Below are 24,041 nucleotides of genomic sequence, written 5' to 3' on the forward strand. Positions count from 1 at the left end.
GTTATCCTTCGAGTCCCCGCCATATTAGTTAACTCAATTTATACTTGTCTAAAGTAAAAAAAGGCGCGCAATTAAACCCCTGAATTTAACTAAATGCAAGTATCATTATCACATTAATTTATTACAAGGTTTTTTGCATTCAAGCACGCGGCCAGACTGCCTTTTATCCCTTACGGGTGTTCAGCGTTTTTTACAGTAAATGCCGTCTTCAGCCCTCTAACATGCAGCTTATCGACTGGACCACCTAACGAGAATCCACTCGGCCCGGTATTCGAGTCGAATGTCTTCATCCACCGCTTGGCCGAAATTAATGCCATTTACGCCAGAATAAACAACTTAGGCTAAAGCATCTTGGCAAGATTTCCACTATAATCGCCACATTTAACGTCTAAGCCATTAGCTATAGAGAACCAGATGATAGAGATAGGAAAACGCTGCACCTTAGAGATCGTCAAACGCGTCGATTTTGGTGTGTACTTAAATGCCCATGAATTCGGCCAGGTATTACTGCCTAATAAGGTTGCCCCACAAGGCTGCGAGATAGGCGACAGCGTCGAGGTTTTTCTCTATCTGGACTCTGAAGATATGGTGATCGCCACCACCAAACGCCCCAAGGCGCAGGTAGGCCAGTTTGCCTACCTTAAGGCGGTCGCGACCGGTCCTTACGGTGCCTTCCTAGACTGGGGCCTGGATAAAGATCTGATGTTACCCTTTGGTGAGCAGCACAGGGAGATAGAGGTGGGACGCTCCTATCTGGTCTATGTCTATGTCAACAGCGCCGACGACCGTATCGTCGCCTCATCCAAGATAGACAAGTTCCTCGATAAAACGCCGCCACCATACAAGAACGGCCAAGAGGTGAGCCTCATCATCGCCGGCACGACAGATCTTGGCTACAAGGCCATTGTGGATAACGCCCACTGGGGCGTGCTCTATAAGAATGAGGTGTATCAGCCTCTCAGATTTGGCCAGCGTATCAAAGGCTTCATCAAGCGAGTCAGAAGTGACGACAAGATAGATCTGATTTTACAGCGCGGCGCCAAAGAAGAGTTGGACAAGCACGCCACCGCTATCTTGATGAAACTCAACCAGGCCGGCGGCTTCCTGCCCCTAACCGACAAGACGGATGCAGAGGTGATCTACGCCGAGCTCGCCATGAGCAAGAAGGCCTTCAAGAAGAGTATCGGCGGCCTCTACAAGCGCCAACAGATCGCCATCGAAGCCGACGGTATCCGCCTGACTGAATAGAAGTTAAGCAGCAAAGGTTACCAAGCCTCTGATTGTCTTTGCATAAAAGCATGGCTCTGTTATAACAGGGCTATGCTTTTTTTTATCCGAGTACCTAAATCATGAAACTCACCTCCCATGAAGCACGTGTGATCGGTTGTCTGCTGGAAAAAGAAAAAACCACGCCAGAGCAATATCCCCTCTCCCTGAACGGACTCACCCTGGCCTGTAATCAGAAATCGAGCCGTGAGCCTGTGATGAATTTGTCGGAGTCTGATACCCAGGCCGCACTGGATTCATTGGCGAAGAAACGCCTGGTGGCCGAGCAGAGTGGTTTCGGCTCTCGAGTCGTCAAATACAAGCATAGATTCTGCAATACCGAGTTTAGCGATCTCCAACTCAGCGAAGATAAGGTCGCGATAATCTGTCTGCTCCTGTTAAGAGGACCGCAGACCGCAGGTGAGCTAAGAACTCGTAGCAACCGGCTGCACGCCTTTAGTGATGTCAGTCAGGTCGAGCAAGCCCTCACTAGCCTGTCTCAGATGGAGCCCCCCTTGGTGCGCCAGCTCGCCAGAGAGCCGGGCAAGCGGGAATCACGCTTCATCGAACTCTTCAGCGAAGTCGATGAGCAGCTAGCGACTCAGTCAGCCCCTCAAGTTGTGCCTCAAGTCTCGCCAGGGCAAGGGATTATGCCGCCGCCAAACGATGAGCTTGTCGGTCGCGTCGCGCAACTCGAGCAGGAAGTCGCCGAGCTAAAACAACAAGTTGCCGAACTCTTAGGTAAAATTTAACAACAATCTGAAACATTTAGACAAACAGATGAGTGTTAGGCTGAGCCTTCAACCATATGATAAAGGAATCATCTTTGGATAATCTTACTCCACGCAGTTCATGGAACGCAGCCTCGGTATTGGCCAGGTTCGAACTGAAAAAAATTCTCTTTAGCACCCGAGGCATGATAGGCCTGGCCACCTTCGCGCTAACCTGGTTCCTCATCCTCTGGTACCCCATCAGGCAGGCTTCTATCTATCTGTTTTCACCAGACTTTAAAAACTTACTCGAGGGCGTATTTGGTGCCGCCAATGTGGGCGAGTTGCTCTCATGGGACGTGGCCGAGATGGCCATTTTATGGGTCGCCGCCCTTTACTTGTTCCCCATCTTTAGCCTGTTTGTCGGAGCCGATCAGTTTGCCTCCGACAAGGCCAGGGGCAGCTTCCGCTTCCTCACCCTAAGAGTCAGCCGCGACACCCTGTTCTTCGGTCGGGTAACGGGTTACCTGTTGATCCAGGCGATACTGCTCATCCTCACCCTGATGGCGACCATACTTCTGGTGGCCTATCGCGACACGGCTTTAGTGTGGACCGCCATGGGTTCAGGCGCCTTAGTGTTTATCAATATCATGATAGTGCTGGCGCCCTTTACCGCCATGATGGCTATCCTGTCACTGCACGCCAATTCGGCCAGACAGGCCAGCATCTATGCCGTGTTGATTTTAGCCGGCAGCACCATAGTCAACGGCATCATCTCCTATTACCTGCCTGGGCTCAGCAATATCTTGCAGTGGCTAGTGCCCGGTGCCCAGCTCGATATGATGATTAATACCAAAGGCCTGAGCAGCCTCGCCGTGGCAGCGATTCCTCTGCTTCAGGCCGGTGTACTCCTGCTATTAGGAAGAAGTTATATGGCGAGGATCGCACTATGAAGCTAATCACCTGCAAGTCGCTGAGCAAGCAGTTCGGCAGTAAACATGCACTCACGGATATCAACCTGGAACTCGATGCTGGCCAGCCTATCGCCCTGGTTGGCCCCAACGGCGCGGGCAAGACCACGCTGTTTTCACTCCTGTGTGGCTATATTCGCCCGACACAGGGCGCAGTCGAAATCTTAGGGCATGCGCCTGGCAGCTCGGCGCTGTTAGGCAAGGTGGCCGCCCTGCCCCAGGATGCACGGCTCGATCCTAACCTCACCATTGCCGCCCAATTGGAGCTATTTGCCCAGCTGCAGGGCTTTAACGCTGCCGCTGCGCGTCAGGAATGCTTGCGGGTATTGGCCTTAGTGGATTTGGCCGATGTCGCCCCGCAAAAGCCCTCTTCCCTGAGCCATGGTATGAGCAAGCGCGTCTCGATTGCTCAGGCCCTGATCGGCTCCCCCGAGCTGGTATTATTAGATGAGCCGACCGCGGGACTGGATCCGGCCAATGCCAAGGCGATACGCGAATTGGTGCGCGCTCAGGTGGGTAAGACCACCTTCGTCATCAGCTCACACAACCTGGCCGAGCTTGAGAAGCTGTGTGACAAGGTACTTTACCTCGACAAGGGCGTGTTGAATCAATCTATCTCGATTCAGGACGATCTCGCCGATGAGTATCTCACCCTTACCATGCAAGCTTGCGACGATGAGGCGCTGATGGCTGAGCTTGAGGCACTGCCTCAGGTGCTTTCGGTGAAATCCAGTCAGAGCAAGGAGTTTGTGATCCAATATCAGCTCACCGCTGGCTTTGGGCTGGAAACCGAGCTGTTTGCCCTCTTCAATCGCCAGAATTGGCGCTACAAGGCGATTCAACGAGGCCGCACCTTGGAAGACAAGCTGTTTTCACAGGCTTAAGCCTAATGACAATCGTAATTAATAATTGCTCATGCCAGCTTGTTCAAACGCTCGATAACAGGCCATATTATTTTTAAATGTAGAATAACTACTTATCTAAAAATCCTGCTTTGTTCTCGAGCGTTGCTCCTGCACGATTTCTGTTCAAATACTTACTGTGATTGGTATTAGATACCATTGCGGGCAAGGCGCTTACGCCGTGCCCGCAAATTTATCTGTTGGCCTCTTTCCTTAAGCTTCCCTCTCCACACTCTCTTTAGTCTTCTACTCCTATGCCTCGCACCTCGTCATCTCGGCCCTGTGGCTAGCGACAAATCAAGGAGAGAGGCTTAGCCTCTTCTATGTACAAAACCTCTACTAAGCCCTTTTAAGAGCCGACTCAGCAAATACAATTTGGCATAGCATGATGTGGGATAAAGCGATGTGGCATAAAGCAACTCTGCATAGATCGATTTTACAGAGAACTCTGATGGGGCTTGAAGGGAAATTACAGATAAAAAAAGAGCCGTGATACTCATCACGGCTCTTGGAATTCTGTTTTTTAGGTAACGGACTGTTACCTAAAGGTCAGCTTAAAGAACAGTTACGTTCTCAGCTTGTGGACCTTTTTGACCTTGAGTCACAGTGAACTGTACTTTTTGGCCTTCGTCTAGAGTTTTGAAACCATCAGCGTTGATCGCACGGAAGTGTACGAAAACGTCTGGGCCAGACTCTTGCTCGATAAAACCAAAACCTTTGTCAGAGTTGAACCACTTAACAACGCCAGTAACTTGAGACATGATATAAATCCTGTAACTAAATAAAATAAAGCCTTAAACGGCAGTAGAGCTGGAAAATGCCGGTTTTACTTATGTTAACAGGACGAACTGGTCGTATTGAACACATAAAGTTAAGCCCAACCTTCAAGCTGTCTTCACTATAAATCATTCTGACCGTATGTCAACAAACATTAAATGGTGCAAATCCTATTTTTCACTTACATTTCTGTCAGTTGTTACAAAAATATCTTCTAAAAACTCGTATAAAAACACTAAATTTTTCTAAGCGAATAAAAAACACTAATTAAACAAGGGTTAACCATCTAGCTGGCGCGAAACACCTCTAACTTGAAATCCAGCTCACAGGTCAGGGGCGCGGAGGTTAACGTTTGACGCTGGGCATCGGTAAATTTCCAGTTATAGGGTGTCATCGCCAGAAAATGGGCGATATCCCCGCTATCTTTGATCGTCATGGTCTGCATCAGTCGCTCGCTATGCAGGCGCTCGAAGCCTTCAATTTTACTATCGACCTCAGGATTAGGCCTCGGCTGGTCATAGATCACCTGCTTCAGCGCGAAGTGATGTTGTGGGCCAGCCGAGACGGTGATCAGAATCGCGCCCGGTTTAGCGACACGTCTTAGCTCAGCATCTTGTGACGGCGCATAAATACGCAACATGAAATCGAAACTCTGCTCGGCAAAAGGCATCTCGAAACTGCTCGCCACACAAAATCGAATATCAGGATAACGCTTCGCCGCATATTTCAGCGCCGATTTTGAGATATCCAGCCCACTGAGGCTAAAGGCCTCCGCCTTGTTCATCGCCTGTTGTAGTCTATGGGTGTAATACCCCTCGCCGCAGCCTATATCGAGCCCATTGCGAGCCTCACTGGCATATTCCAATGCCAGTGCGTTCACCCTATCACTCATCACCTCATAGTAGCCCTTGTTGAGAAACTCCCGCCGGGCAAACATCATCTCTTTATTATCGCCGGGATCTTTAGAGCGTTTCTTCTGCACCGGCAGCAGGTTAACGTAACCCTCTTTGGCGCAGTCGAACCTGTGATTCGCCTCGCAGCACCAGGTACGATCTATGAGTGACAGCGCGCGCTGACAGATAGGACAAAGGTAATTCATTGCTACATTCCAATCCCAGTCGGGCTATGACCCGACTAGTCGTCTAAAAACATCTGCTCAACCATGAGGTTAAGTTCGGGTGGTGCCAGGAGTTGATAGGACTCCAGCTTACGCTGCAGTGCCTCGAGTTCTTCATGTTGATTGGCAGCATGCTGCCAGTTAGGTCGCTGTACTCGCTGATAATAATGATGTGACAACAGCTGCTTCTTGCGCAACAGTTGCTCATCCACCTTGGTCACCTCACTTAAGATAAGCCCATGCTGCTTCACATCGCCATGGTTGGCAAAATGGGCCAACTCTTGACGGACCAGCTCTATCTCACCGATTTCAAGTAGCAGCGCCTCGGCATTCTGGCTAAGATCTTCTGCCCGAGCCAGCACCGCCTTGGCCCTGCGCAGCTCCAAGGGGCCGCCGAAGAGCCGCAGATCTCGCTCTAGAGTCACCAGCAACCATTTCTGATCAAACTGTGGCGTAAAACTCACAGTACTGCCCTGCACCTCAAGGTCAATCACCAGGCCTTTTCGTAAGTGCTCGGCGCACATCACAGGTGAGATCCCAAGCGCACTAAACAGCCGCCACCCCTGACCGTGGGAGCGATGTAAGACCTCTGTTTGGGAGCTTTTGGCATCGATACTGGACACTGCTATAGGCACCAACTCACAGATGAGATATGGATGGAGTCTTAAGATCAAGCCATTGTCACTCGATGCCTGGGTCACCACACATTCGAGCAGGTGTCCGCCCATGGTCTGCAGCAGGCTAAAATCACTTACCGACTCACGCAAACGCAGATGCAACTGACACCTTTGGGTCAGTTCGATAAATTGTGGTTGAGTCAGTAAAGGTTCGAACATAGAGCTATTCCTCGTTAGCCGAACATTGTAACTGGCCAATAGCGGGGCTGCCAACTTCAAAATGGCGCGATTTCAATCAAATAGGGAAAATAAACCGTTAAATTAGTGCAGGCGCAATCTAGGGTGCTATGATAACTGCCACTATTCACAGGCTAACTTACGCTATGGCTGCAAATAATCTTCCCAGCATTTTTTGGCACGACTACGAGACCTTCGGTGCAAACCCGGCCAAAGACAGGCCGTCTCAGTTTGCCGGCATTCGAACCGACATGGATCTCAACATCATCTCAGAGCCAGTCACCTTCTACTGCAAATTGGCCAGCGACTATCTGCCCTCACCGGAGGCGATCCTCATTACCGGGATCACGCCGCAGCTCGCCAATCTCAAAGGCATGCCGGAAGCGGAATTCATGGCCAAGATCAACTCCGAGTTTTCTCAGCCCAACACCTGTGTGGCGGGCTATAACTCGCTACGCTTCGACGATGAGGTCACCCGTTACGGTTTCTACCGCAACTTCTTTGATCCCTACGCACGGGAATGGCAGAACGGTAACAGCCGCTGGGACATTATCGATCTGGTGCGCGCCTGTTACGCCCTGAGACCAGAGGGAATAAACTGGCCCGAGAAAGAAGATGGCAGCCCCAGCTTTAAACTCGAACACCTCACTCAAGCCAACAACCTGAGCCATGACAAGGCCCACGATGCCATGTCGGACGTGTACGCCACCATCGCCATGGCCAAATTGATCAAACAGCGCCAGCCTAAGCTGTTCGAATACTACTTCAATCTGAGAAAGAAAAACGAAGTGAGCAAGCAAATAGATGTGCTGAATATGCAACCTCTGGTGCATGTCAGCTCTAAGATCAGCGCCCTTAATGGCTGTACCACGCTGATCGCTCCTGTGGCTCACCATAGCACCAATAAGAATGCCATCATCTGTGTCAACCTGGCCATGGATGTCACCCCGCTGATTGAACTGAGTAGCGATGAGATCCGCGAGCGCATGTATACCCCAAGGGCTGATCTCGCCAGCGATGAACTGCCTATCGGCCTAAAACAGCTCCACATCAACAAGTGTCCCTTCATTGCGACCGCCAAGACACTCACCGACGGTAATGCCCAGCGTTTAGACATAGACAAGGAGTTTGCCCGCGCCCAATACAAGCGCCTGCGGCAACATCCGGAGATCAGAGAGAAGCTGGTCGCGGTATTCGATACCGAGCATGGCAATGAGATGAGCGATCCGGATCTGCAACTCTACAGCGGCGGCTTCTTCAGTCACGCCGACAAGAGCAAGATGGAGATCATACGTCATACGGCGCCGCAGCACTTGGCCGCACTGGAGCTAGACTTTGATGACGAGCGTCTACCCGAGATGCTGTTTCGCTACCGCGCCCGTAACTATCCTGAGACACTGGATGACACAGAACAGCAACGTTGGCGCACCTTCTGCCAGGCTCGTCTGAATGATCCAGACTATATGATCAAGCTCGAAACCTTGGTCAATGACACCGAGGCAGACGAAGAAAAGCAGAAGTTATTGACGGCATTGTGTCATTATCTTAGCAACCTGTAGCCGAAAAGCGGTAATTTAGTCGAAACAGCCATCAAAATGGGCGTCAGATCCCGTTTTCATGGTAACTTAGTTACTAAAATGATTTTCCAATAGCTTAACAATTAAGGATCAAGCTCATGCAAGATAGATTTGTTCACTGCATAGCTCAACTGCCACAACCTTTGGCAGATCAATTAGTCCCTTTATTGAACCAGGACTTTGTCGGGCATATGGACGCCCAGCAGGTGGCCGACCTCGCCCAGGCTACCCAGATGAGCCAGGATGAGTTACTGCTCGCCATGCTGCCGATAGCTGCGGCACTCGCCAAGCCTCCCATTAGTGAGTTTTATGTAGGCGCTATTGCCAAGGGCGCCAGCGGCGACATCTACATGGGGGCCAACCTGGAACTCGACGGCGAGGCACTTTTCCATAGCGTGCACGCCGAGCAGAGCGCCATCAGCCACGCCTGGTTAAGCGGCGAGACAGGCATCGAAGATATCATAGTCAACGCCTCTCCCTGTGGTCACTGCCGTCAATTTATGAATGAATTGGTCGAGGGGCAAGCCATCCGCATCCACCTGCCTGAGCAGGCGACTCAGCCCTTGTCTCACTATCTGCCCTACGCCTTCGGTCCGGCCGATCTGAATATCAAGACGCCACTGCTGTCCAAACAGCAGCACGAGTTTGCCCTGGAAAGCGCCGATCCCATGATCATCGAAGCTCTTGATCACCTGAGCCTGAGCTACGCGCCATACAGTGAAGGCTATGCCGCCGTGGTGTTAGAGACACGCGATGGCGCGACCTTCTGCGGCCGCTATGCGGAAAATGCAGCGTTTAACCCGTCCATGCTGCCAATGCAAATGGCCTTGTCGGCAATGGCCAGACATAATCGCGATTTTAGCGAGATCAACCGCGCCGTGTTGATCGAGTCGAGCCAGGGTAAGATCTCACTAGTGGGAGCCACCATGGATGCCCTACACGCGGTAGCGGCGGTCGAACTTGAGCACATCATGGTCGATCCGGTGTAAAGACACTTGTAATAGCATTAAGGATCAAAAAAGGACTGCTTGGCAGTCCTTTTTTAATATTTGGCAACCGCGGTTTTAGCAGTAACCAGGGTATGTGATATTAGCCGCGGCTCTTCTCCAGACGCGCTAACAGGCTTGAGGTATCCCAGCGCTGACCGCCCTGAGCCTGAACCTCGCTATAGAATTGATCGACCAATGCCGTCAACGGCAGGTGCGAGCCATTACGGCGCGCTTCATCCAGGGCGATGCCTAGATCTTTACGCATCCAGTCGACGGCAAAACCAAAGTCATATTGTCCCTGCCACATGGTCTGATAACGGTTCTCCATCTGCCAAGATTGCGCGGCGCCTTTACTGATCACCTCGACCACTCTCTCACCATCGAGTCCGGCGCTACGGGCAAAGTGTAAGCCCTCGGCCAAGCCCTGCACCACACCTGCGATACAGATCTGGTTTACCATCTTAGTAAGTTGACCACTGCCCACCTCACCGAGCAGCTCTGAGCAGCGAGCATAAGCCTGCATCACAGGCTTGGCAGCCTCAAAGTCGGCGGCTTCGCCACCCACCATAACGGTCAGCACGCCATTCTCGGCGCCGGCTTGTCCGCCGGAGACAGGCGCATCGATAAAGCCAATGCCTTTCGCTTTTGCCGCACCGCCAAGCTCACGCGCCACATCCGCAGATGCCGTAGTGTGGTCAACCAATATGCTGCCCTCAGCCATGGCGGCTAGCGCGCCGGTATCTCCCAGCACAACAGAGCGCAAGTCGTCATCGTTGCCGACACAGACAAACACAAAATCTTGTCCTTTAGCCGCCTCGAAAGGCGTCGCACACCAGTTCCCGCCATAGGCATCACACCAGGCCTGTGCCTTGGCCTGCGTACGGTTATAGACAGTTACCTCATGACCATGCTTCACCAGATGCCCCGCCATTGGGTATCCCATCACGCCTAATCCTAAAAATGCTACCTTTGCCATCTTCTGTCCTATCTCTTTATTGATTAATACTGCTTATTCACCTTCTTAAAGAAAGGTTTTATTTGGGGGTACAAGGCCTCATAGGCTTTAAACACGCTGGCATATTGTGCCACATGCTCGCCCTGGGGTTCGAACTTTTCACCCAGACGGCGCATCTGGCGTCTGGCGCTGGCGAGATCAGGATAGATCCCCGCACCTACGGCGCAGCACATGGCGGCGCCCAGCCCCGAGGCTTCATGCAATAATAAACGCTCCACCGGACGGTTAAAAATGTCGGCGCACATCTGCATCACCAGATCGCTTTGTGCGCCACCGCCTGTTACCCGAACCAGCTTAAAGGGTGATCCCTTGAGCCGCTCCAAACGAAGCAAACCCTGCTTGAGGGTCATCAAGACCCCCTCGATGGCGGCGCGGTACAGGTGCAGCCGGCCATGCTCTGGCGTAAAACCGATAATGCTGCCTCTCGCCTCTGGCCCTGGGTAGATGACGCCTTGCGCCCACAGCGGGCTCAGCAGGAGACCTTCCGCGCCTATGGGCACCTTGGCGATGGCCTGGGTGATATATTGCTCTGGGCTAATGCCGAGCGCCGTGGAGTCTTTAACCTCCTGCGCGCCAAACTGCTCGATGAGCCAACTGAGCAGCCAAAAGCCTCTCTCTAGCTGGATCTCGGTAATATAATCTGTCGCCTCAATCGAAGGAAAGGCAGGAAGATAACGATAGGCCTCGCGGTATCTGTGACCGCCCCAGGCGAGTATGGCCGCGCTGCCCAGACTGATACAGGCAATATCCTGCTCGCCGCAGCCGGCCGCGTACACCTCACAGGCCTTATCGGCTCCGGCGCCATAAACGGCAAGGCCAGTTGCTAACCCGGTATCCTTGGCAAAATGCTCACTCACCTTCCCCATGGCCTGAGTCGGCGCGGCCAAAGGCACCATCTGTGATGGACTGCATGCCAGCGCCTGCCAACGCCAGCTGCGGCTATTCGCCCAGGTTTTGCGGCGGTAATCGAAGGGCAGATAAGCCACCTGAGATGCCTCACTGTCGATGAGACGTCCGGTGATCTTTCCGGTGAGATAGCCGCTGAGCAGCGCCACCTTGTCGGCGGCAACCAGCTTGTCTTTATGATGCTCAAACAGATAGTTCACCTTAGCAGCGCGTCGCAGGTATTGAATTCGCCGCCTAAGGCCGATGCAGAGAAAGCCCAGCCGGTAGTACCAGGCCATAGGTGGCAACTCGTTGCTCGCCAACCGTCTATCGGACCACATGTAGACAGGCGATATCGCCTCCCCTGCATGGTCGAGCAGCACAGTGCAGGCTCTCTGGGTCGTCAGCGCCATTCCCTTGATCTGACCAGGTAACACCTGGGTGTGCTCGAAGAGGCCGCGCACCACATCCACCAACTGGCGATAACAATAGTCGGCCGACTGCTCACTCACGCCGGGCGCACCATCACGATAGGGCTGCACTGCGTGCTGCCGTTTTGCGATGAGCTGCCCCTGGCGGTCGAACACTAAGGCTCTAACGCTCTGGGTTCCATAGTCCAGGGCGAGGAAATAAGGATTATCGCCCGCGGCACTGGCTCGGGCGCTAGATTCAACTGAAGTTAGAGTCATAGACGATAATGAGCAGCCAAGCCCTAAAATTTAAGAGTTAGGAGTTAAGGTTTAAGGTGTGCTTCCATCTCGGCGCCAATCTTCTTACGCATCTCCATCAGGCGAATGGCAGAGTCACGCATCAGCTTATCAGACTCTGTAACAGGCACCCACTCAGGCACGGATGACGGCTGACCGGAATCATCCACGGCCACCATGATCACGATACAATGCGTGGTAAGGTGCCGCTCAGGATGTTTAGGATCGCCCGCTTTCACGTCTATCCCGATATGCATCGAGGTCCGGCCGGTGTAGATAACCTTTGCCCCGACCTCGACTATATTGCCTACATGAATGGGTTTAACGAAACGTATGCCCCCGGCATAGGCGGTGATGCAGTACTTTCCGCTCCACCCCGCCGCACAGGCGTAGGCGGCTAAATCGATCCACTTCATGACCGCACCACCATGCACCTTACCGCCAAAGTTAACATCGGCCGGCTCGGCCAAAAATCGCAGGGTGCTTTCTCTATCTTGTCCCGCCATCACAGCCACCTCATCAGAGATAATAAAACTAAAGTGTACTGCAAATAAGTCCGAGATAGTAACTAAGAATCATGCTTTTAGCGCAGTTATCCCCAGCGGACTACCGCAAGACAGGCCGCGAGGATCAATGGCAGACTCAGGCGAAACACCCAAAGCTGGGCGCGTTGGCCCAAGATAGCCGGGATCTTGATAAATCGAGAGAGGCCAATCCCCAGCAGGAAGAGCACGAGCACCTCGACACCGGCCGCCAGATTGGTATCACCACCGCTATAGATGGCGGTGACCAATAAGGCAAACCAAACGGTGGCAAACGCGGCCGAGGCGAGAATGAAGGTCTTTAGCCCCACAGGCAGACGAAAAGAATGCTCACCACGAATGAGTCCATTGAGGTTAGCGGTGAGCAGACCAACCATGGGCATTAACGGAACAACGACTGGATTTAACACGATGACACCATCAGAGTGAAGTTAACAGAGCCAGATTATCTGCCTGCTTTTAGTCGCTGCCAATAGAGATGAACTAAGCTTAATTCAGGCGCCATTTCACCTTAATTCAAACATAAAAAAAGCACCATTAAGGTGCTTTTTTCGCTTTAAAACTGATACTTATTCGCCACGTTTAAACAACAATGACCCGTTAGTACCGCCGAAACCGAAGGAGTTACACAGAGCATAATCAAACGCGTGAGCACGCGCCGTGTGCGGCACGAAATCAAGATCGCAGCCTTCGTCTGGATTATCCAGATTAATGGTCGGTGGGATCATCTGGTCGCGCAGCGCCAGCAGGGTAATAATGGCTTCGACTGCACCGGCCGCACCAAGCAGATGGCCCGTCATCGATTTAGTCGAGCTCACCAACAAGTTATAGGCATGATCGCCAAACACATTCTTCACCGCAGAGGCCTCGGCCTTATCGCCTGCAGGTGTTGAGGTGCCGTGAGCATTAATGTAACCCACTAGTTGCTTGTCGATAGCGGCATCCTTGATGGCATTTTCCATTGCCAATGCAGCGCCTGCACCATCCGCCGGTGGCGAGGTCATATGGAAGGCATCACCGCTCATACCAAAGCCTACCAGCTCACCATAGATGGTCGCACCGCGCGCCTTAGCGTGCTCATACTCTTCCATCACCATGATGCCGGCACCGTCACCGATGACGAAACCATCTCTGTCCTTATCCCAGGGACGGCTGGCCGCAACGGGATCGTCATTGCGGGTCGAGAGCGCCTTGGCCGAACCGAAGCCGCCAACGGCTAGCGGACAGGTCACATCCTCTGCGCCGCCGGCAATCATCACATCGGCATCGCCATAGGCGATGGTGCGTGCAGCAAAGCCGATGTTGTGCACGCCTGTGGTACAGGCGGTGGTGACCGCAAAGTTAGGACCTGTCATGCCATACTTGATCGACAGATGACCGGCGATCATGTTGATGATGGTGCTGGGTACGAAAAATGGCGAGATCTTACGTGGACCGCCCTTTAACAGGGCCGAATGTGCCGCCTCGATCAGCGGCATACCGCCCATACCGGCGCCGATGGCGGTACCGACACGAGTGGGATCTTCCACTTCCATATTCAAACCGGCGTCTTCAATCGCCTGGATACCCGCCGCCATACCGTATTGGATAAAGAGATCCATCTTACGGGCTTCTTTCTTAGGCAGGTACTGCTCTACGTCAAAATCTTTGACCGAGCCGCTAAAACGAGTTGAGAACTCGCTGGCATCAAATTTGGTTATCGGTGCAATACCGCTCTGTCCCGCAAGCAGGGCTTTCCAGGAGGTCTCTACGGTATTGCCTACTGGTGTGACAAGACCAATACCTGTGATGACTACACGACGTTTAGACACGTTTTCACCTTTCACTAGAATGAGATGGGAGGCCTCGAAGGAGGCCGGAAAACAAGGCTTATTAGGTTATAGCACAGGAAACTCAGACGGGCATCCGCCCTCACCTGCGCCTAGCCCTCAAACAAAAACAGGCGGCATAATTGCCGCCTGTTTTAGAGAATTCAGTATTACTGATTCTTAGAAACGTAATCGATCGCTGCCTGAACAGTAGTGATCTTTTCAGCTTCTTCATCAGGGATCTCAGTGTCAAACTCTTCTTCTAGAGCCATTACCAACTCAACGGTGTCCAGAGAATCTGCACCTAGGTCGTCAACGAAAGATGCTGCTGGTTTTACGTCTTCTTCTTTAACGCCCAGTTGCTCGATAATGATTTTCTTTACACGTTCTTCGATGTTGCTCATTAGTTTTCTTTCCTATTCAAATTACGCACTTGCGTAAGATTGCGAGTAGTTTATTCAATTTGGCACACAATGCAAGCTTAACTTTTGTGGTCTAACCACAAAACCTACGTAAGTCTACGCCAAAAATCAATCAAAATCAGTCAGTTGTTATAACCGACGTTTAAACCATGTACATGCCGCCGTTTACATGCAGAGTTTCCCCTGTGATGTAAGCCGCTGAATCCGATGCTAAAAACAGTACAGCATTTGCAATCTCTTGCGGCTGTCCCAGTCTTTCCATAGGAACTTGTGACATAATACCTTTTTGCTGCTCTTCCGTCAGCTCATCCGTCATATCGGTCTGGATAAACCCAGGAGCAATAGCATTCACTGTTATTTGACGAGATGCAACCTCTCTTGCAAGAGATTTTGTAAATCCAATCAAACCAGCTTTAGCTGCGCAATAGTTTGTCTGACCTGCATTGCCCATTGTGCCTACAACAGAGCCAATATTAATAATACGGCCACTGCGCTTCTTCATCATTGAACGTAACACCGGCTTAGAGGTGCGATAGAGAGAGCTCAGGTTGGTATCTATGATATCCGTCCACTCATCTTCCTTCATACGCATCAAGAGATTATCGCGCGTGATACCCGCATTGTTTACCAGAATATCAACTTCACCGACTTTTTCTTTGATCGAGGCAAATAATTGGTCAACTGATTCGCCATCGGTGACATTTAATACTAATCCATGACCCTTATCACCCAGGTATTCCTGGATAGCGGCTGCGCCACGCTCACTGGTCGCGGTGCCGATCACTAAGGCACCGGCCTCAACCAATGTTTCAGCGACCGCGCGGCCGATACCACGGCTAGCACCGGTGACCAAGGCAACCTTGCCTGTTAAATCGAGATTGAAACTCATCTATTACTCCTTATTCACCGAGCGCTGCAACAGAGGCGCTATCATTCGCCACTTTCGCACTCAGTGATTTATTGATTCTTTTCGCTAACCCGGTTAGCACCTTGCCTGGGCCCACTTCAACCAGCTGACTGATGCCCTCTGCGGCCATCTTCTCAACGGTCTCAGACCATCTAACAGGGCAGTAAAGCTGACGTACTAGCGCATCTTTAATGACATCAACCGCCTCAGGCATAGCCACATCGACGTTGTTAATCACAGGAATGCTAGGAGCATTAAAGCTCAATGCGTCCAACGCCTTTGCCAACTCATCCGCGGCAGGCTTCATCAACTGGCAGTGAGATGGCACACTCACAGGCAAGGCAACGGCCATCTTGGCACCGGCCGCCTTACAGGCATCTGCCGCACGCTCTACCGCCGCCTTCTCACCGGCGATAACCACTTGGCCAGGGCTGTTATAGTTAACCGGAGCGACGACTTCACCTTGCGCCGCCTCTTCACAAGCCTTAGCGATACCATCGTTGTCCAGACCGATAATCGCAAACATGGCGCCAGTGCCGGCAGGCACAGCCTGCTGCATCAGTTGGCCACGTAGCTCAACCAATTTCACCGCGTCTTTAAAATCGATCACGCCTGCGCATACCAATGCCGAGTATTCACCCAGGCTGTGGCCTGCAAGCAAGGCTGGCTGAGGCGCTGATGTAGCCTGAATAGCACGCCAAATGGCGACACTTGCAGTAAGTAAAGCTGGCTGGGTCTTGTCGGTCTGATTCAACGACTCCGCAGGTCCCTCTTGTACCAGTTGCCACAAGTCATAGCCTAATACCTCGCTGGCCTCAGCGAAGGTTTGTCCGACGACCTCATGTTCCGCCGCCAATTCGGCCAACATGCCTACGGCCTGAGAACCCTGCCCAGGGAAGACATAAGCAATCTTTTCCATTTTTATATACCTTTACTAAATCAATGTATTCTAGTACTAAAATCGACTAAAAACGAACCAGCGCGCTGCCCCAGGCAAATCCGGCACCAAAGGCCTCGAGGAGCAAGAGTTGACCACGCTGAATACGTCCGTCACGCACCGCCTCATCCAGGGCGATCGGCACAGAGGCTGCCGAGGTATTACCATGTTTGGCCAGGGTCAAGACCACCTTATCCAGACTCATGTCGAGTTTCTTGGCGGTCGCCTTAATGATGCGGAAGTTGGCCTGATGGGGCACCAGCCAGTCGATCTCTGATTTATCGATCTGGTTGATGCGTAGCGTCTCAGTGACCACATGGGAAAGCTGAGTCACGGCGACCTTGAAGACATCGTTGCCCTTCATCGTCATATAGCCAACGGCTTGAGACGACTCACCGGCCCTTGGCGGGAAGGAACACTTAAGCAGATCGCCTTGACGGCCATCGGCGTAAATATGGGTCGAGATGATGCCAGGCTCTTCTGAAGCGCCAACAACGGCGGCGCCGGCGCCATCACCAAATAAGATAATGGTAGTGCGATCTTCTGGCTCACACAGACGCGACAAGACATCGGCGCCAATCACCAAGACTTTCTTGGCCGCGCCCGTCTTCACAAACTGATCGGCAACCGATAAGGCATAGACAAAGCCTGAGCAGGCAGCGGCGACATCGAAGGCCGGAATGGTGTGCACGCCCAGCATCGCCTGAATTTCACAGGCAGCAGCAGGAAAGGCGTTATTGGCACTGGTGGTGCCACATACGATCATATCCAGCTCGCTAGGGTCTACCCCTGCCATTTCCAGGGCGCGTACGGCGGCGGCATAACCCATGGTCGATACTGATTCGTCTTCGGCGGCTATTCTGCGCTCTGAAATACCGGTACGTTCAACAATCCACTGGTCACTGGTGTCCACCATCTTTTCCAGATCTTGATTGCTACGGACTTGCGCTGGCAAATAACTACCAGTTCCGAGAATTTTTGTATGCATAAGGAGATATCAGTTATTTATGTCTAAAAGGATCGACTCAAGACGCTCTTCGATCATCTTGGGGAGTCGACGTTGTGCTTCGGTCACTGCCAAACTAATTGCTTGTAAATAGGCAGATTCATCCGCACTTCCATGACTTTTTACTACAATTCCGCGCAATCCTATCAGACTTGCTCCGTTATAGTGGTCGGGGTTCATCTGATTTAAAACACTATTAATGCGCGGTGCGATTAACTTGGCCAGTAATCGTACAAAAAAGCCTTGAGTTAAGCCTTTCTTCAACTGATGGACGAGGAGCCTTGCGATCCCCTCTGAGGTTTTCAGGGTAATGTTACCGACGAAACCATCACAGACGATAACATCGACGTTACCCGAATAGATAGCATCGCCTTCGATAAAGCCGGCGTAATTGAGTTGTGGGCTCTGTTGCAGTAACTGCCCCGCCTGTTGTACCTGATCGTTGCCCTTTATCTCTTCGATGCCCACATTGAGCAGAGCTACCTTAGGGGTAGGATTCTTATCCACGGCCTCACATAACACTGAACCCATCACCGCAAACTGAAACAGGGTTTCACTGCAGCAGGAGACGTTAGCACCGAGATCCAGCAGATACACGGGTTTATGATTGACCGCCGGCAGGCAACTGACCAGGGCGGGTCTGTCTATGCCCGGCAGAGTCTTGAGTAACACCTTGGAGATGGCCATCAAGGCCCCGGTATTACCCGCGCTCAAACAGGCCTGCGCCTTCTTATCCCGTACCAGTTCGATTGCCAGACGCATTGAGCTTTGTTTGCAGTTACGCAGCGCATGCACGGGTCTGTCGCACATCTTCACCACTTCTGTGGTATGCACGAGTTCGATACGCGAGAGTATGTCTGACTCAAGGTGCCTTAGCAGAGGTTCGATTTGCGACCTGTCACCCACCATGATGACGTGTAAGAAGGGATATAAGCGAAGTGCCTGCAGGGTTGCAGGCACTGTGATGCGGGGACCAAAATCGCCCCCCATCGCATCTAACGCAAGCGTCAGATTAGTCATCGGCAATCAACAGATTACTTGTTGATAACCTTTTGACCACGGTAGTAACCGTCTGCAGTCACGTTGTGACGACGGTGTAGTTCACCACTCGTTGCATCAACTGACAGTTGAGCAGTGCTCAACGCGTCGTGTGAACGGCGCATACCGCGCTTTGAACGAGATTTTTTATTCTGTTGTACAGCCATTTGACCTGTCTCCTAGATTACTTGCTCTTCAGTTTTTCTAACACTGCAAACGGATTTGGACGCTCCTCTTGAGCGGGTTCAATCTCGCCTACTACTACATCCTGATCGCCTTTGCTGCAGCTTTCTTCTGCATGCATCGGAATCAAAGGCATAGCTACTATCAATTCATCTTCAATCAATTGATGCAGACGAATCTCACCTATCTCATTGCACTCAATAGGGTCATACGCATCCGGGAGCTCATCGATTTCTGCCTCAGACCCGCAAGGGCTAAAACAAAAGTCGACCGTAACCTCAGTGGTAAATAGCGTCATGCAACGTTGACATATCAGAGTGAGCTCCGTCACAGCCTTCCCTTTCAGGTAGACTATCCCCTGTATATCTACACCACATTCAATCGACACTGCCACATCGGAACAGTCGCCGGCACATAACTCATTTAATCGCTTTAACTGCACACCGGGCACAACGCCTTCATAAGAAAGCTTGCTGGCCGCTGCGCGTATAGGATCAATTGAAACCGGTATCTTTACTGTTTGCATAAGGCGCGCATATTATAGTTTGAATTACCTTGAGTCAAAGGAAAATTTATCTCCTTTATCGATCCCGTTAACGAAAGCGATAAAACCCATCAATAATTCAAAAATTGTTGGAGCGAAAATTTTACCCAAGGGCCAATGGATACTCAAGCCCCGCACGCTTAAAATAAAAGCATTCGCACGGGGTTAGCCTGCTCTTTTCATTACCCTTGTCTAAATATAGCCCGCGGCAAGTATATCGGTCTCTTTCTTGGGGCATTTGAGGGTTTATTTATAACCTCATTTTTGTCTAACCTCAGCCACTATTGACCCCATAGCCAACTATCTTAACTAATGAGTCATGACGCAAAACACCTAGCTCACCACGCCCGGCCCACTGCGCTAAGAAAACAGCCCGAGATAACAGTTCTCATAAAACCGCCCTAATACAACGGCCATAGGCAACGACTCTGCCTCTTTCTCAACGCACACGGCTAATGTTCACGCGCCGCTTTAGATGCTCTAGGGTTAGCTCTGTCTTTTGAAGCCAGATCAATTATGATGGTCACCACACAGACCCTCGTTTACGACGCGCCTCAATCTAGATGCCATGGATGTAGATGCCATAAATGTCATAGAGGCATATACAGGCAGAAGAATCGGCTATTGCTTCAGGCGCAACGGATACCAGAGAAACAACAAGGTTAAACCATGACCCCAAGCATCATACTCGCCTCCACCTCGGTCTTTCGTCAGTCATTACTGCAGAAGCTGGCCATCAAGTTTGATACCTGCGCCCCAAAGGTCGACGAGACGCCCATTGCCGGAGAACCGGCTCAGGAACTGGTCACACGTCTGGCACTCGCCAAAGCCAGGGCGGGCACCCAAGGTCGCCAGAGCGGGCTGATTATCGGCTCAGATCAAGTGGCGGTGGTCGATGGCGACATCATAGGTAAGCCGCTGACGCGAGCCAACGCCATCGCACAGCTTGAGCGTGTCTCTGGCAAATCGATCACCTTCTATACCGGACTCGCACTCTTTAATGCGGCCGACGAAACCCATGAAGTAATCTGCGAGCCCTTCGTCGTGCACTTCAAGACGCTGACCAGTAAGCAGATCCAATACTATGTTGATACTGAGCAGCCGCTCTACTGCGCCGGTAGCTTTAAGTCTGAAGGTCTCGGCATCGCCCTGTTCGAGCGTCTGGAGGGACGAGATCCTAACACACTAGTAGGTTTACCCCTGATCGCGCTCACTGAGATGCTACTCAAGCAAGGCGTCGACATCCTTGCCCCGGCAGCGAGTTAAAAACTGCCACCAAAGGCCTAGCAGTTAATACCACCACATGAATCCAATTCAGGACTAATCACTAGACAACCACTTCACAACCGAGCAAAAACTCGCTATGTTGAAATGACTGGTTGTTACATGCCAATAACAATGTTAGCGACAAGGAGGTCAGTTTACTTGGGGTGGTTATACTATGACCGATCTTGAAGAAGCCCTTGCCTTGCTTGCCGCGCCCTGTATTGATGAGCGCTTTTTTCAGCGGGCACTGAAGGCGCTAGCACTTGTCACTCAGTGTCGCTGGGCGGCTTTCGCTAGACCCGCTAAGCATGAGGGCAAGATAGAAGTTGTTGCTTTTTGCGATGTGAAACAAACCATTCCCGGATTTGAGTTTGATCTCAAAGGCTCCCCCTGTGAAGCCATCTATCAGATGCGTTACCCCAATACCCATCTCTTGTACGCAAGCGATCTACAACAACGCTTCCCCGACTTTAAGCTGATTAAAGATCTGGGGGCGGTCAGTTATCAGGGAGAGTTGATCCTGGACGATGAGGGCGACCCAATTGGGCACATCTTAGTCATGGATCCCCTGCCCCAGAGGGAGAACACCAAGTCACGGGAGTTTTTCCGCCTATTAGCTCAGCGAATCGGCGTAGAATATAAGCGCCTGTTGCTGTCGAGGGAGCTATCAGTGCACAAGCAGATGATCGCATCGACCCATCATATGATGTCCTTCGTCGATCTGGACTATCGCTACCACGTGGTATCTAAAGGCTACGAACACCTACTCAACTGCAACGCAAGTGAGATTGTTGGCAAGCATGCCAGCGAAATCCACGGGAAAGCGGTTTTCGATAACTATCTAAAGCCGCTGCTAGACAAATCCTTTGCCGGGGAATCAGTCAACACTCAGACCCGTATCCACCCTCCTTCGCTGGATGAGCCGCAATTTCTCAACGTCCATCACAATCCCCACCAGGATGAGAATGGTCGAATCAATGGTGTCATCGTCTCGGCCCATAACATCACCGAGCTGCACAAGGCAAAAGAGAAGAGCGAATATCTGGCATTTCATGACTCTCTGACTCAGTTGCCTAACAGACTCGCCCTGTTTAATCACTTCGCCGACTTACTGCCTAACTTGTCTGACACCCAAGCTGAGCTGGCGGTACTCTATTTGGATCTAGATGATTTCAAGAAGATCAACGACAACTACAACCATCTGGTGGGCGACCAGGTTTTACAAAGAGTGGCGCAGATCTTACGAGAGGCATGCGCCGAGGCGGAGATGGTAGCGCGCATAGGCGGCGACGAATTTATCATACTGCATAGATTCGACGCACAAGATGAGGATGACAAGCGACGGGCGCTCACCAGACTCTGCCTCAACCTAGATCAGATGCTCGATGAAGGCATTAGGCACGAAGGGAAGCATCTGCGACTCGCCGCCAGTATCGGTTACCATTGGGTCGAGCCTGCTCAAAAAGATGTCTCGGCGCTGATCTGCCTGGCCGACAAAGCCATGTACCGCATCAAGCGCCGGAAACAGCTTAACCGGCCTGCCCAGTAATGAGGGGGAGCAGCGCCAACGGATGCGCTGCGATGGCGACAGGATTAGCCTCTTGAAGCTTAACGGCCGAATGCGCGCCATAACTCACGCCAATGCCATCTATGCCCGCATTGCTCGCCATGTTCAGATCGTGCACAGAATCGCCAATCATCACCGCCTTCTCTGGCGCGACGTCGAGCAGTGATAACAGCTCGTGTAGCATCTGCGGGTGAGGCTTACTCATGGCCTCATCGGCGCAGCGACTGGCCACAAAATGCTGATGAAAACCTGTCTCATTGAGCACTCTGTCAAGCCCGGCGCGGGCCTTGCCGGTAGCTACCGCCAGTTGATGCCCAGATGCCTTAAGGGACAAGAGTAACTGCTCGGCGCCATCAAACAGAGGGCTCGGCGTTTGATTGAGCTGCAGATACTGCTTGCGATACACATTAACCATATTCTGGCGAGTCTGCTCACAGGCACTGGGGTGCAGGACATTTAGTGCCTCGTCCATCGACAGGCCTATGATGTCACGTATCGCCTGCTCACTCGGCACCATCATACTCAGCTCTCTGGCGGTCTGCTGCATGCAGGCCACTATCTTGCTGACCGAGTCCATCAGGGTGCCATCCCAATCGAAGATCACTAAATCGTATCGTTTCATGCCTTATCCAATTTATTCAACAAGTCTTGTAGTGCTGCATCCAGTGGCGCCTTAACCTGCATCACCTCTTCGGTGACCGGATGGGTAAATTTCAGTTGGGCCGCATGGAGAAAGAGACGGTTAAGCCCCAATGCGCGCATGGAGTCATCGAACTTCTGCTCGCTGTATTTCTCATCGCAAGCTATGGGGTGACCGGCATACTGGCAATGCACACGGATCTGATGGGTGCGTCCGGTAACAGGACTGGCCTGCACCAGCGTGGCCCCCTGGTAGCGCTGCATAATCTTAAAACGAGTTTCCGAGGGCTTGCCCTCTTGGTTGACCCGCACGATGCGCTCGCCCGATTTAAGGGTGAGTTTCAATAGCGGTGCATTGACCACCTTGTCATGACGCTGCCATTCACCGCGTACCAGAGCGAGATAATCCTTCTGCATCTTCTTGTAACGCAGTTGATCGTGGAGATGTTTAAGGGCGCTACGCTTCTTGGCAATCAACAAGACCCCCGAGGTCTCCTTGTCCAATCGGTGAACCAGTTCGAGAAATTTTTGCTGCGGCCTGAGTGAACGCATCGCCTCGATCACGCCAAAATCGACGCCACTGCCGCCGTGCACCGCGATGCCTGCCGGCTTGTTGAGCACTATGATGGCCTTGTCTTCAAACAGGATGCGTCCCTCGAGTTGGGAAACCTTAGTCAACTTGGCACTCGGTCCTGGCTTATCGTCATTGCTGGAGACACGAACAGGCGGAATACGCACCACGTCACCGTCTTGCAGCTTATATTCGGGCTTGATCCGCTTCTTATTGACCCGCACCTCTCCCTTGCGCACGATACGATAGATCATACTCTTGGGAACACCTTTCAATTTAGTCACCAGAAAGTTATCGATTCGCTGGCCGAGGTGATCTTCGTCGATCGTCACCAGTTCGACTTTATTTAATGCTTGTTGATTGTTCATGCTACGCCTTGTCTCTTTCAAGCTGCACATTGTACATCAGATAACAAGTTTTGTGCCTTTCCATTTGCTGATTTTCAGGATTGTTGCTATATTTGCCACGCCAATGGGGATAAATACTGAATAAAGTGTTCACAAATCCCCCAATGCAGGCGCGAAGAGCGGAGACTAAAAGCCATTTTTACTGAGTAGTAAGTCATTGACTTACAAGTCGTTGGATAAAAATAAACCGAGAAAACGAGTTTAAACGACTAAACACAGTATCAATGCCACATTTCAACGTGGTTTCTCTAAGAATAGCGCCCCCAATTTCGAAGTTTACTATTAACTTGTCGTCAGACGAGCACTTATCGATTTTGGCATTACCGGAAAGTACATTAGAATTTATGGGGTTGGTTGACGTTTAACAACGAATTCCTTGTTTTTAGCGATTTTAAAAAATAAGCCATAAATAGGATGCGACACGCAGCGATTGC

General features: G+C 51.6%; 25 protein-coding genes. 8 read left to right on the plus strand and 17 right to left on the minus strand.

Annotated elements, in window-relative coordinates; translation table 11 throughout:
• Positions 1–414: 414 nt before the first annotated feature.
• The 4 genes from DB48_RS18095 (at position 415) to DB48_RS18110 (ending at position 3,831) form a co-directional block, all read left to right on the plus strand.
• Positions 415–1,248, plus strand: coding sequence for a CvfB family protein (locus tag DB48_RS18095; RefSeq protein WP_041511578.1), 834 nt, complete (start codon positions 415–417; stop codon positions 1,246–1,248).
• A gap of 101 nt (positions 1,249–1,349) precedes the next feature.
• Positions 1,350–2,018 (plus strand): YceH family protein, encoded by a 669-nt coding sequence (locus DB48_RS18100; RefSeq protein ID WP_041511579.1) that lies wholly within the window; start codon positions 1,350–1,352, stop codon positions 2,016–2,018.
• A 74-nt stretch (positions 2,019–2,092) separates the two neighbouring features.
• Positions 2,093–2,929 (plus strand): ABC transporter permease subunit, encoded by an 837-nt coding sequence (locus DB48_RS18105; protein WP_443018691.1) that lies wholly within the window; start codon positions 2,093–2,095, stop codon positions 2,927–2,929.
• On the plus strand, positions 2,926–3,831 hold the full coding sequence (locus DB48_RS18110) for an ABC transporter ATP-binding protein (RefSeq protein ID WP_041511581.1): 906 nt from the start codon (positions 2,926–2,928) through the stop codon (positions 3,829–3,831). Before DB48_RS18105 ends, DB48_RS18110 begins: the two co-directional genes overlap by 4 nt.
• A 572-nt stretch (positions 3,832–4,403) precedes the next feature.
• On the opposite strand, the gene DB48_RS18115 is transcribed toward DB48_RS18110, so the two are convergent.
• From DB48_RS18115 to DB48_RS18125, 3 genes are all read right to left on the minus strand, one after another.
• Positions 4,404–4,610 carry a cold-shock protein gene (locus tag DB48_RS18115; protein ID WP_041511582.1) on the minus strand — a complete coding sequence of 69 codons (207 nt, stop codon included), beginning with the start codon at positions 4,608–4,610 and terminating at the stop codon, positions 4,404–4,406.
• Between the two features lie 302 nt (positions 4,611–4,912).
• Complete coding sequence (rlmA, locus tag DB48_RS18120; protein WP_041511583.1) at positions 4,913–5,725, minus strand: 23S rRNA (guanine(745)-N(1))-methyltransferase; 813 nt, start codon at positions 5,723–5,725, stop codon at positions 4,913–4,915.
• 35 nt (positions 5,726–5,760) lie between these two features.
• A complete protein-coding gene (locus tag DB48_RS18125) occupies positions 5,761–6,579 on the minus strand; it encodes a hypothetical protein (protein ID WP_041511584.1) in 819 nt (272 codons plus the stop codon).
• Positions 6,580–6,743: 164 nt separating this feature from the next.
• On the opposite strand from DB48_RS18125, the gene sbcB reads away from it, so the two are divergent.
• Both sbcB and cdd read left to right on the plus strand, forming a co-directional pair.
• Positions 6,744–8,156, plus strand: coding sequence for an exodeoxyribonuclease I (gene sbcB / locus DB48_RS18130; protein WP_041511585.1), 1,413 nt, complete (start codon positions 6,744–6,746; stop codon positions 8,154–8,156).
• A 116-nt stretch (positions 8,157–8,272) separates the two neighbouring features.
• The gene (gene cdd, locus DB48_RS18135) at positions 8,273–9,163 is read left to right on the plus strand and encodes a cytidine deaminase (RefSeq protein ID WP_041511586.1); all 891 of its coding nucleotides are present in this window, start codon (positions 8,273–8,275) and stop codon (positions 9,161–9,163) included.
• A 100-nt stretch (positions 9,164–9,263) separates the two neighbouring features.
• Here the strand turns inward: cdd and DB48_RS18140 are convergent, their stop codons facing one another.
• From DB48_RS18140 to yceD, 12 genes are all read right to left on the minus strand, one after another.
• A complete protein-coding gene (locus DB48_RS18140) occupies positions 9,264–10,139 on the minus strand; it encodes an NAD(P)-dependent oxidoreductase (RefSeq protein ID WP_041511587.1) in 876 nt (291 codons plus the stop codon).
• 23 nt (positions 10,140–10,162) lie between these two features.
• Positions 10,163–11,752 carry an FGGY-family carbohydrate kinase gene (locus tag DB48_RS18145; RefSeq protein WP_052813860.1) on the minus strand — a complete coding sequence of 530 codons (1,590 nt, stop codon included), beginning with the start codon at positions 11,750–11,752 and terminating at the stop codon, positions 10,163–10,165.
• A 44-nt stretch (positions 11,753–11,796) separates the two neighbouring features.
• The gene (locus DB48_RS18150) at positions 11,797–12,276 is read right to left on the minus strand and encodes an acyl-CoA thioesterase (RefSeq protein ID WP_041511588.1); all 480 of its coding nucleotides are present in this window, start codon (positions 12,274–12,276) and stop codon (positions 11,797–11,799) included.
• 86 nt (positions 12,277–12,362) lie between these two features.
• A complete protein-coding gene (locus tag DB48_RS18155; RefSeq protein ID WP_041511589.1) occupies positions 12,363–12,722 on the minus strand; it encodes a hypothetical protein in 360 nt (119 codons plus the stop codon).
• Between the two features lie 159 nt (positions 12,723–12,881).
• A complete protein-coding gene (fabF, locus tag DB48_RS18160) occupies positions 12,882–14,123 on the minus strand; it encodes a beta-ketoacyl-ACP synthase II (protein WP_041511590.1) in 1,242 nt (413 codons plus the stop codon).
• Between the two features lie 167 nt (positions 14,124–14,290).
• Positions 14,291–14,524: an acyl carrier protein gene (acpP, locus tag DB48_RS18165; protein ID WP_011865403.1), complete on the minus strand. Its 234-nt coding sequence runs from the start codon at positions 14,522–14,524 to the stop codon at positions 14,291–14,293.
• A gap of 160 nt (positions 14,525–14,684) precedes the next feature.
• Positions 14,685–15,431, minus strand: a complete 747-nt coding sequence (fabG, locus tag DB48_RS18170) for a 3-oxoacyl-ACP reductase FabG (protein ID WP_041511591.1) — start codon at positions 15,429–15,431, stop codon at positions 14,685–14,687.
• Between the two features lie 10 nt (positions 15,432–15,441).
• Positions 15,442–16,368: an ACP S-malonyltransferase gene (fabD, locus tag DB48_RS18175; RefSeq protein ID WP_041511592.1), complete on the minus strand. Its 927-nt coding sequence runs from the start codon at positions 16,366–16,368 to the stop codon at positions 15,442–15,444.
• 46 nt (positions 16,369–16,414) lie between these two features.
• Entirely contained in the window at positions 16,415–17,374 is a 960-nt protein-coding gene (locus DB48_RS18180) for a beta-ketoacyl-ACP synthase III (RefSeq protein ID WP_041511593.1), read from the minus strand.
• 9 nt (positions 17,375–17,383) lie between these two features.
• Positions 17,384–18,412, minus strand: a complete 1,029-nt coding sequence (plsX, locus tag DB48_RS18185; protein WP_041511594.1) for a phosphate acyltransferase PlsX — start codon at positions 18,410–18,412, stop codon at positions 17,384–17,386.
• A 14-nt stretch (positions 18,413–18,426) separates the two neighbouring features.
• On the minus strand, positions 18,427–18,597 hold the full coding sequence (gene rpmF, locus DB48_RS19980) for a 50S ribosomal protein L32 (protein ID WP_011865398.1): 171 nt from the start codon (positions 18,595–18,597) through the stop codon (positions 18,427–18,429).
• Between the two features lie 17 nt (positions 18,598–18,614).
• Positions 18,615–19,139, minus strand: coding sequence for a 23S rRNA accumulation protein YceD (yceD, locus tag DB48_RS18190; RefSeq protein WP_041511595.1), 525 nt, complete (start codon positions 19,137–19,139; stop codon positions 18,615–18,617).
• 687 nt (positions 19,140–19,826) lie between these two features.
• Between yceD and DB48_RS18195 the strand changes: the two genes are divergently transcribed.
• The gene (locus DB48_RS18195; RefSeq protein WP_041511596.1) at positions 19,827–20,423 is read left to right on the plus strand and encodes a Maf family protein; all 597 of its coding nucleotides are present in this window, start codon (positions 19,827–19,829) and stop codon (positions 20,421–20,423) included.
• Between the two features lie 175 nt (positions 20,424–20,598).
• Positions 20,599–21,972 (plus strand): sensor domain-containing diguanylate cyclase, encoded by a 1,374-nt coding sequence (locus tag DB48_RS18200; RefSeq protein ID WP_041511597.1) that lies wholly within the window; start codon positions 20,599–20,601, stop codon positions 21,970–21,972.
• On the opposite strand, the gene DB48_RS18205 is transcribed toward DB48_RS18200, so the two are convergent.
• Positions 21,953–22,612: an HAD-IA family hydrolase gene (locus DB48_RS18205; RefSeq protein WP_041511598.1), complete on the minus strand. Its 660-nt coding sequence runs from the start codon at positions 22,610–22,612 to the stop codon at positions 21,953–21,955. The two genes, DB48_RS18200 and DB48_RS18205, sit on opposite strands and share 20 nt — an antisense overlap.
• Entirely contained in the window at positions 22,609–23,568 is a 960-nt protein-coding gene (gene rluC / locus DB48_RS18210) for a 23S rRNA pseudouridine(955/2504/2580) synthase RluC (RefSeq protein WP_041511599.1), read from the minus strand. The genes DB48_RS18205 and rluC overlap by 4 nt, the downstream gene beginning before the upstream one ends.
• Between the last annotated feature and the right edge of the window lie 473 nt (positions 23,569–24,041).

Source organism: Shewanella sp. cp20 (assembly GCF_000832025.1).
Classification (GTDB): domain Bacteria; phylum Pseudomonadota; class Gammaproteobacteria; order Enterobacterales; family Shewanellaceae; genus Shewanella.

Excerpts from the sequence above, each read along its gene's own strand:
- DB48_RS18095 (WP_041511578.1), top strand. The coding sequence starts at position 415 with ATGATAGAGATAGGAAAACGCTGCACCTTAGAGATCGTCAAACGCGTC.
- DB48_RS18100 (WP_041511579.1), top strand. The coding sequence starts at position 1,350 with ATGAAACTCACCTCCCATGAAGCACGTGTGATCGGTTGTCTGCTGGAA.
- DB48_RS18110 (WP_041511581.1), top strand. The coding sequence starts at position 2,926 with ATGAAGCTAATCACCTGCAAGTCGCTGAGCAAGCAGTTCGGCAGTAAA.
- DB48_RS18115 (WP_041511582.1), bottom strand. The coding sequence starts at position 4,610 with ATGTCTCAAGTTACTGGCGTTGTTAAGTGGTTCAACTCTGACAAAGGT.
- rlmA (WP_041511583.1), bottom strand. The coding sequence starts at position 5,725 with ATGAATTACCTTTGTCCTATCTGTCAGCGCGCGCTGTCACTCATAGAT.
- DB48_RS18125 (WP_041511584.1), bottom strand. The coding sequence starts at position 6,579 with ATGTTCGAACCTTTACTGACTCAACCACAATTTATCGAACTGACCCAA.
- sbcB (WP_041511585.1), top strand. The coding sequence starts at position 6,744 with ATGGCTGCAAATAATCTTCCCAGCATTTTTTGGCACGACTACGAGACC.
- cdd (WP_041511586.1), top strand. The coding sequence starts at position 8,273 with ATGCAAGATAGATTTGTTCACTGCATAGCTCAACTGCCACAACCTTTG.
- DB48_RS18140 (WP_041511587.1), bottom strand. The coding sequence starts at position 10,139 with ATGGCAAAGGTAGCATTTTTAGGATTAGGCGTGATGGGATACCCAATG.
- DB48_RS18145 (WP_052813860.1), bottom strand. The coding sequence starts at position 11,752 with ATGACTCTAACTTCAGTTGAATCTAGCGCCCGAGCCAGTGCCGCGGGC.
- DB48_RS18150 (WP_041511588.1), bottom strand. The coding sequence starts at position 12,276 with ATGGCGGGACAAGATAGAGAAAGCACCCTGCGATTTTTGGCCGAGCCG.
- acpP (WP_011865403.1), bottom strand. The coding sequence starts at position 14,524 with ATGAGCAACATCGAAGAACGTGTAAAGAAAATCATTATCGAGCAACTG.
- fabG (WP_041511591.1), bottom strand. The coding sequence starts at position 15,431 with ATGAGTTTCAATCTCGATTTAACAGGCAAGGTTGCCTTGGTCACCGGT.
- fabD (WP_041511592.1), bottom strand. The coding sequence starts at position 16,368 with ATGGAAAAGATTGCTTATGTCTTCCCTGGGCAGGGTTCTCAGGCCGTA.
- DB48_RS18180 (WP_041511593.1), bottom strand. The coding sequence starts at position 17,374 with ATGCATACAAAAATTCTCGGAACTGGTAGTTATTTGCCAGCGCAAGTC.
- plsX (WP_041511594.1), bottom strand. The coding sequence starts at position 18,412 with ATGACTAATCTGACGCTTGCGTTAGATGCGATGGGGGGCGATTTTGGT.
- rpmF (WP_011865398.1), bottom strand. The coding sequence starts at position 18,597 with ATGGCTGTACAACAGAATAAAAAATCTCGTTCAAAGCGCGGTATGCGC.
- yceD (WP_041511595.1), bottom strand. The coding sequence starts at position 19,139 with ATGCAAACAGTAAAGATACCGGTTTCAATTGATCCTATACGCGCAGCG.
- DB48_RS18195 (WP_041511596.1), top strand. The coding sequence starts at position 19,827 with ATGACCCCAAGCATCATACTCGCCTCCACCTCGGTCTTTCGTCAGTCA.
- DB48_RS18200 (WP_041511597.1), top strand. The coding sequence starts at position 20,599 with ATGACCGATCTTGAAGAAGCCCTTGCCTTGCTTGCCGCGCCCTGTATT.
- DB48_RS18205 (WP_041511598.1), bottom strand. The coding sequence starts at position 22,612 with ATGAAACGATACGATTTAGTGATCTTCGATTGGGATGGCACCCTGATG.
- rluC (WP_041511599.1), bottom strand. The coding sequence starts at position 23,568 with ATGAACAATCAACAAGCATTAAATAAAGTCGAACTGGTGACGATCGAC.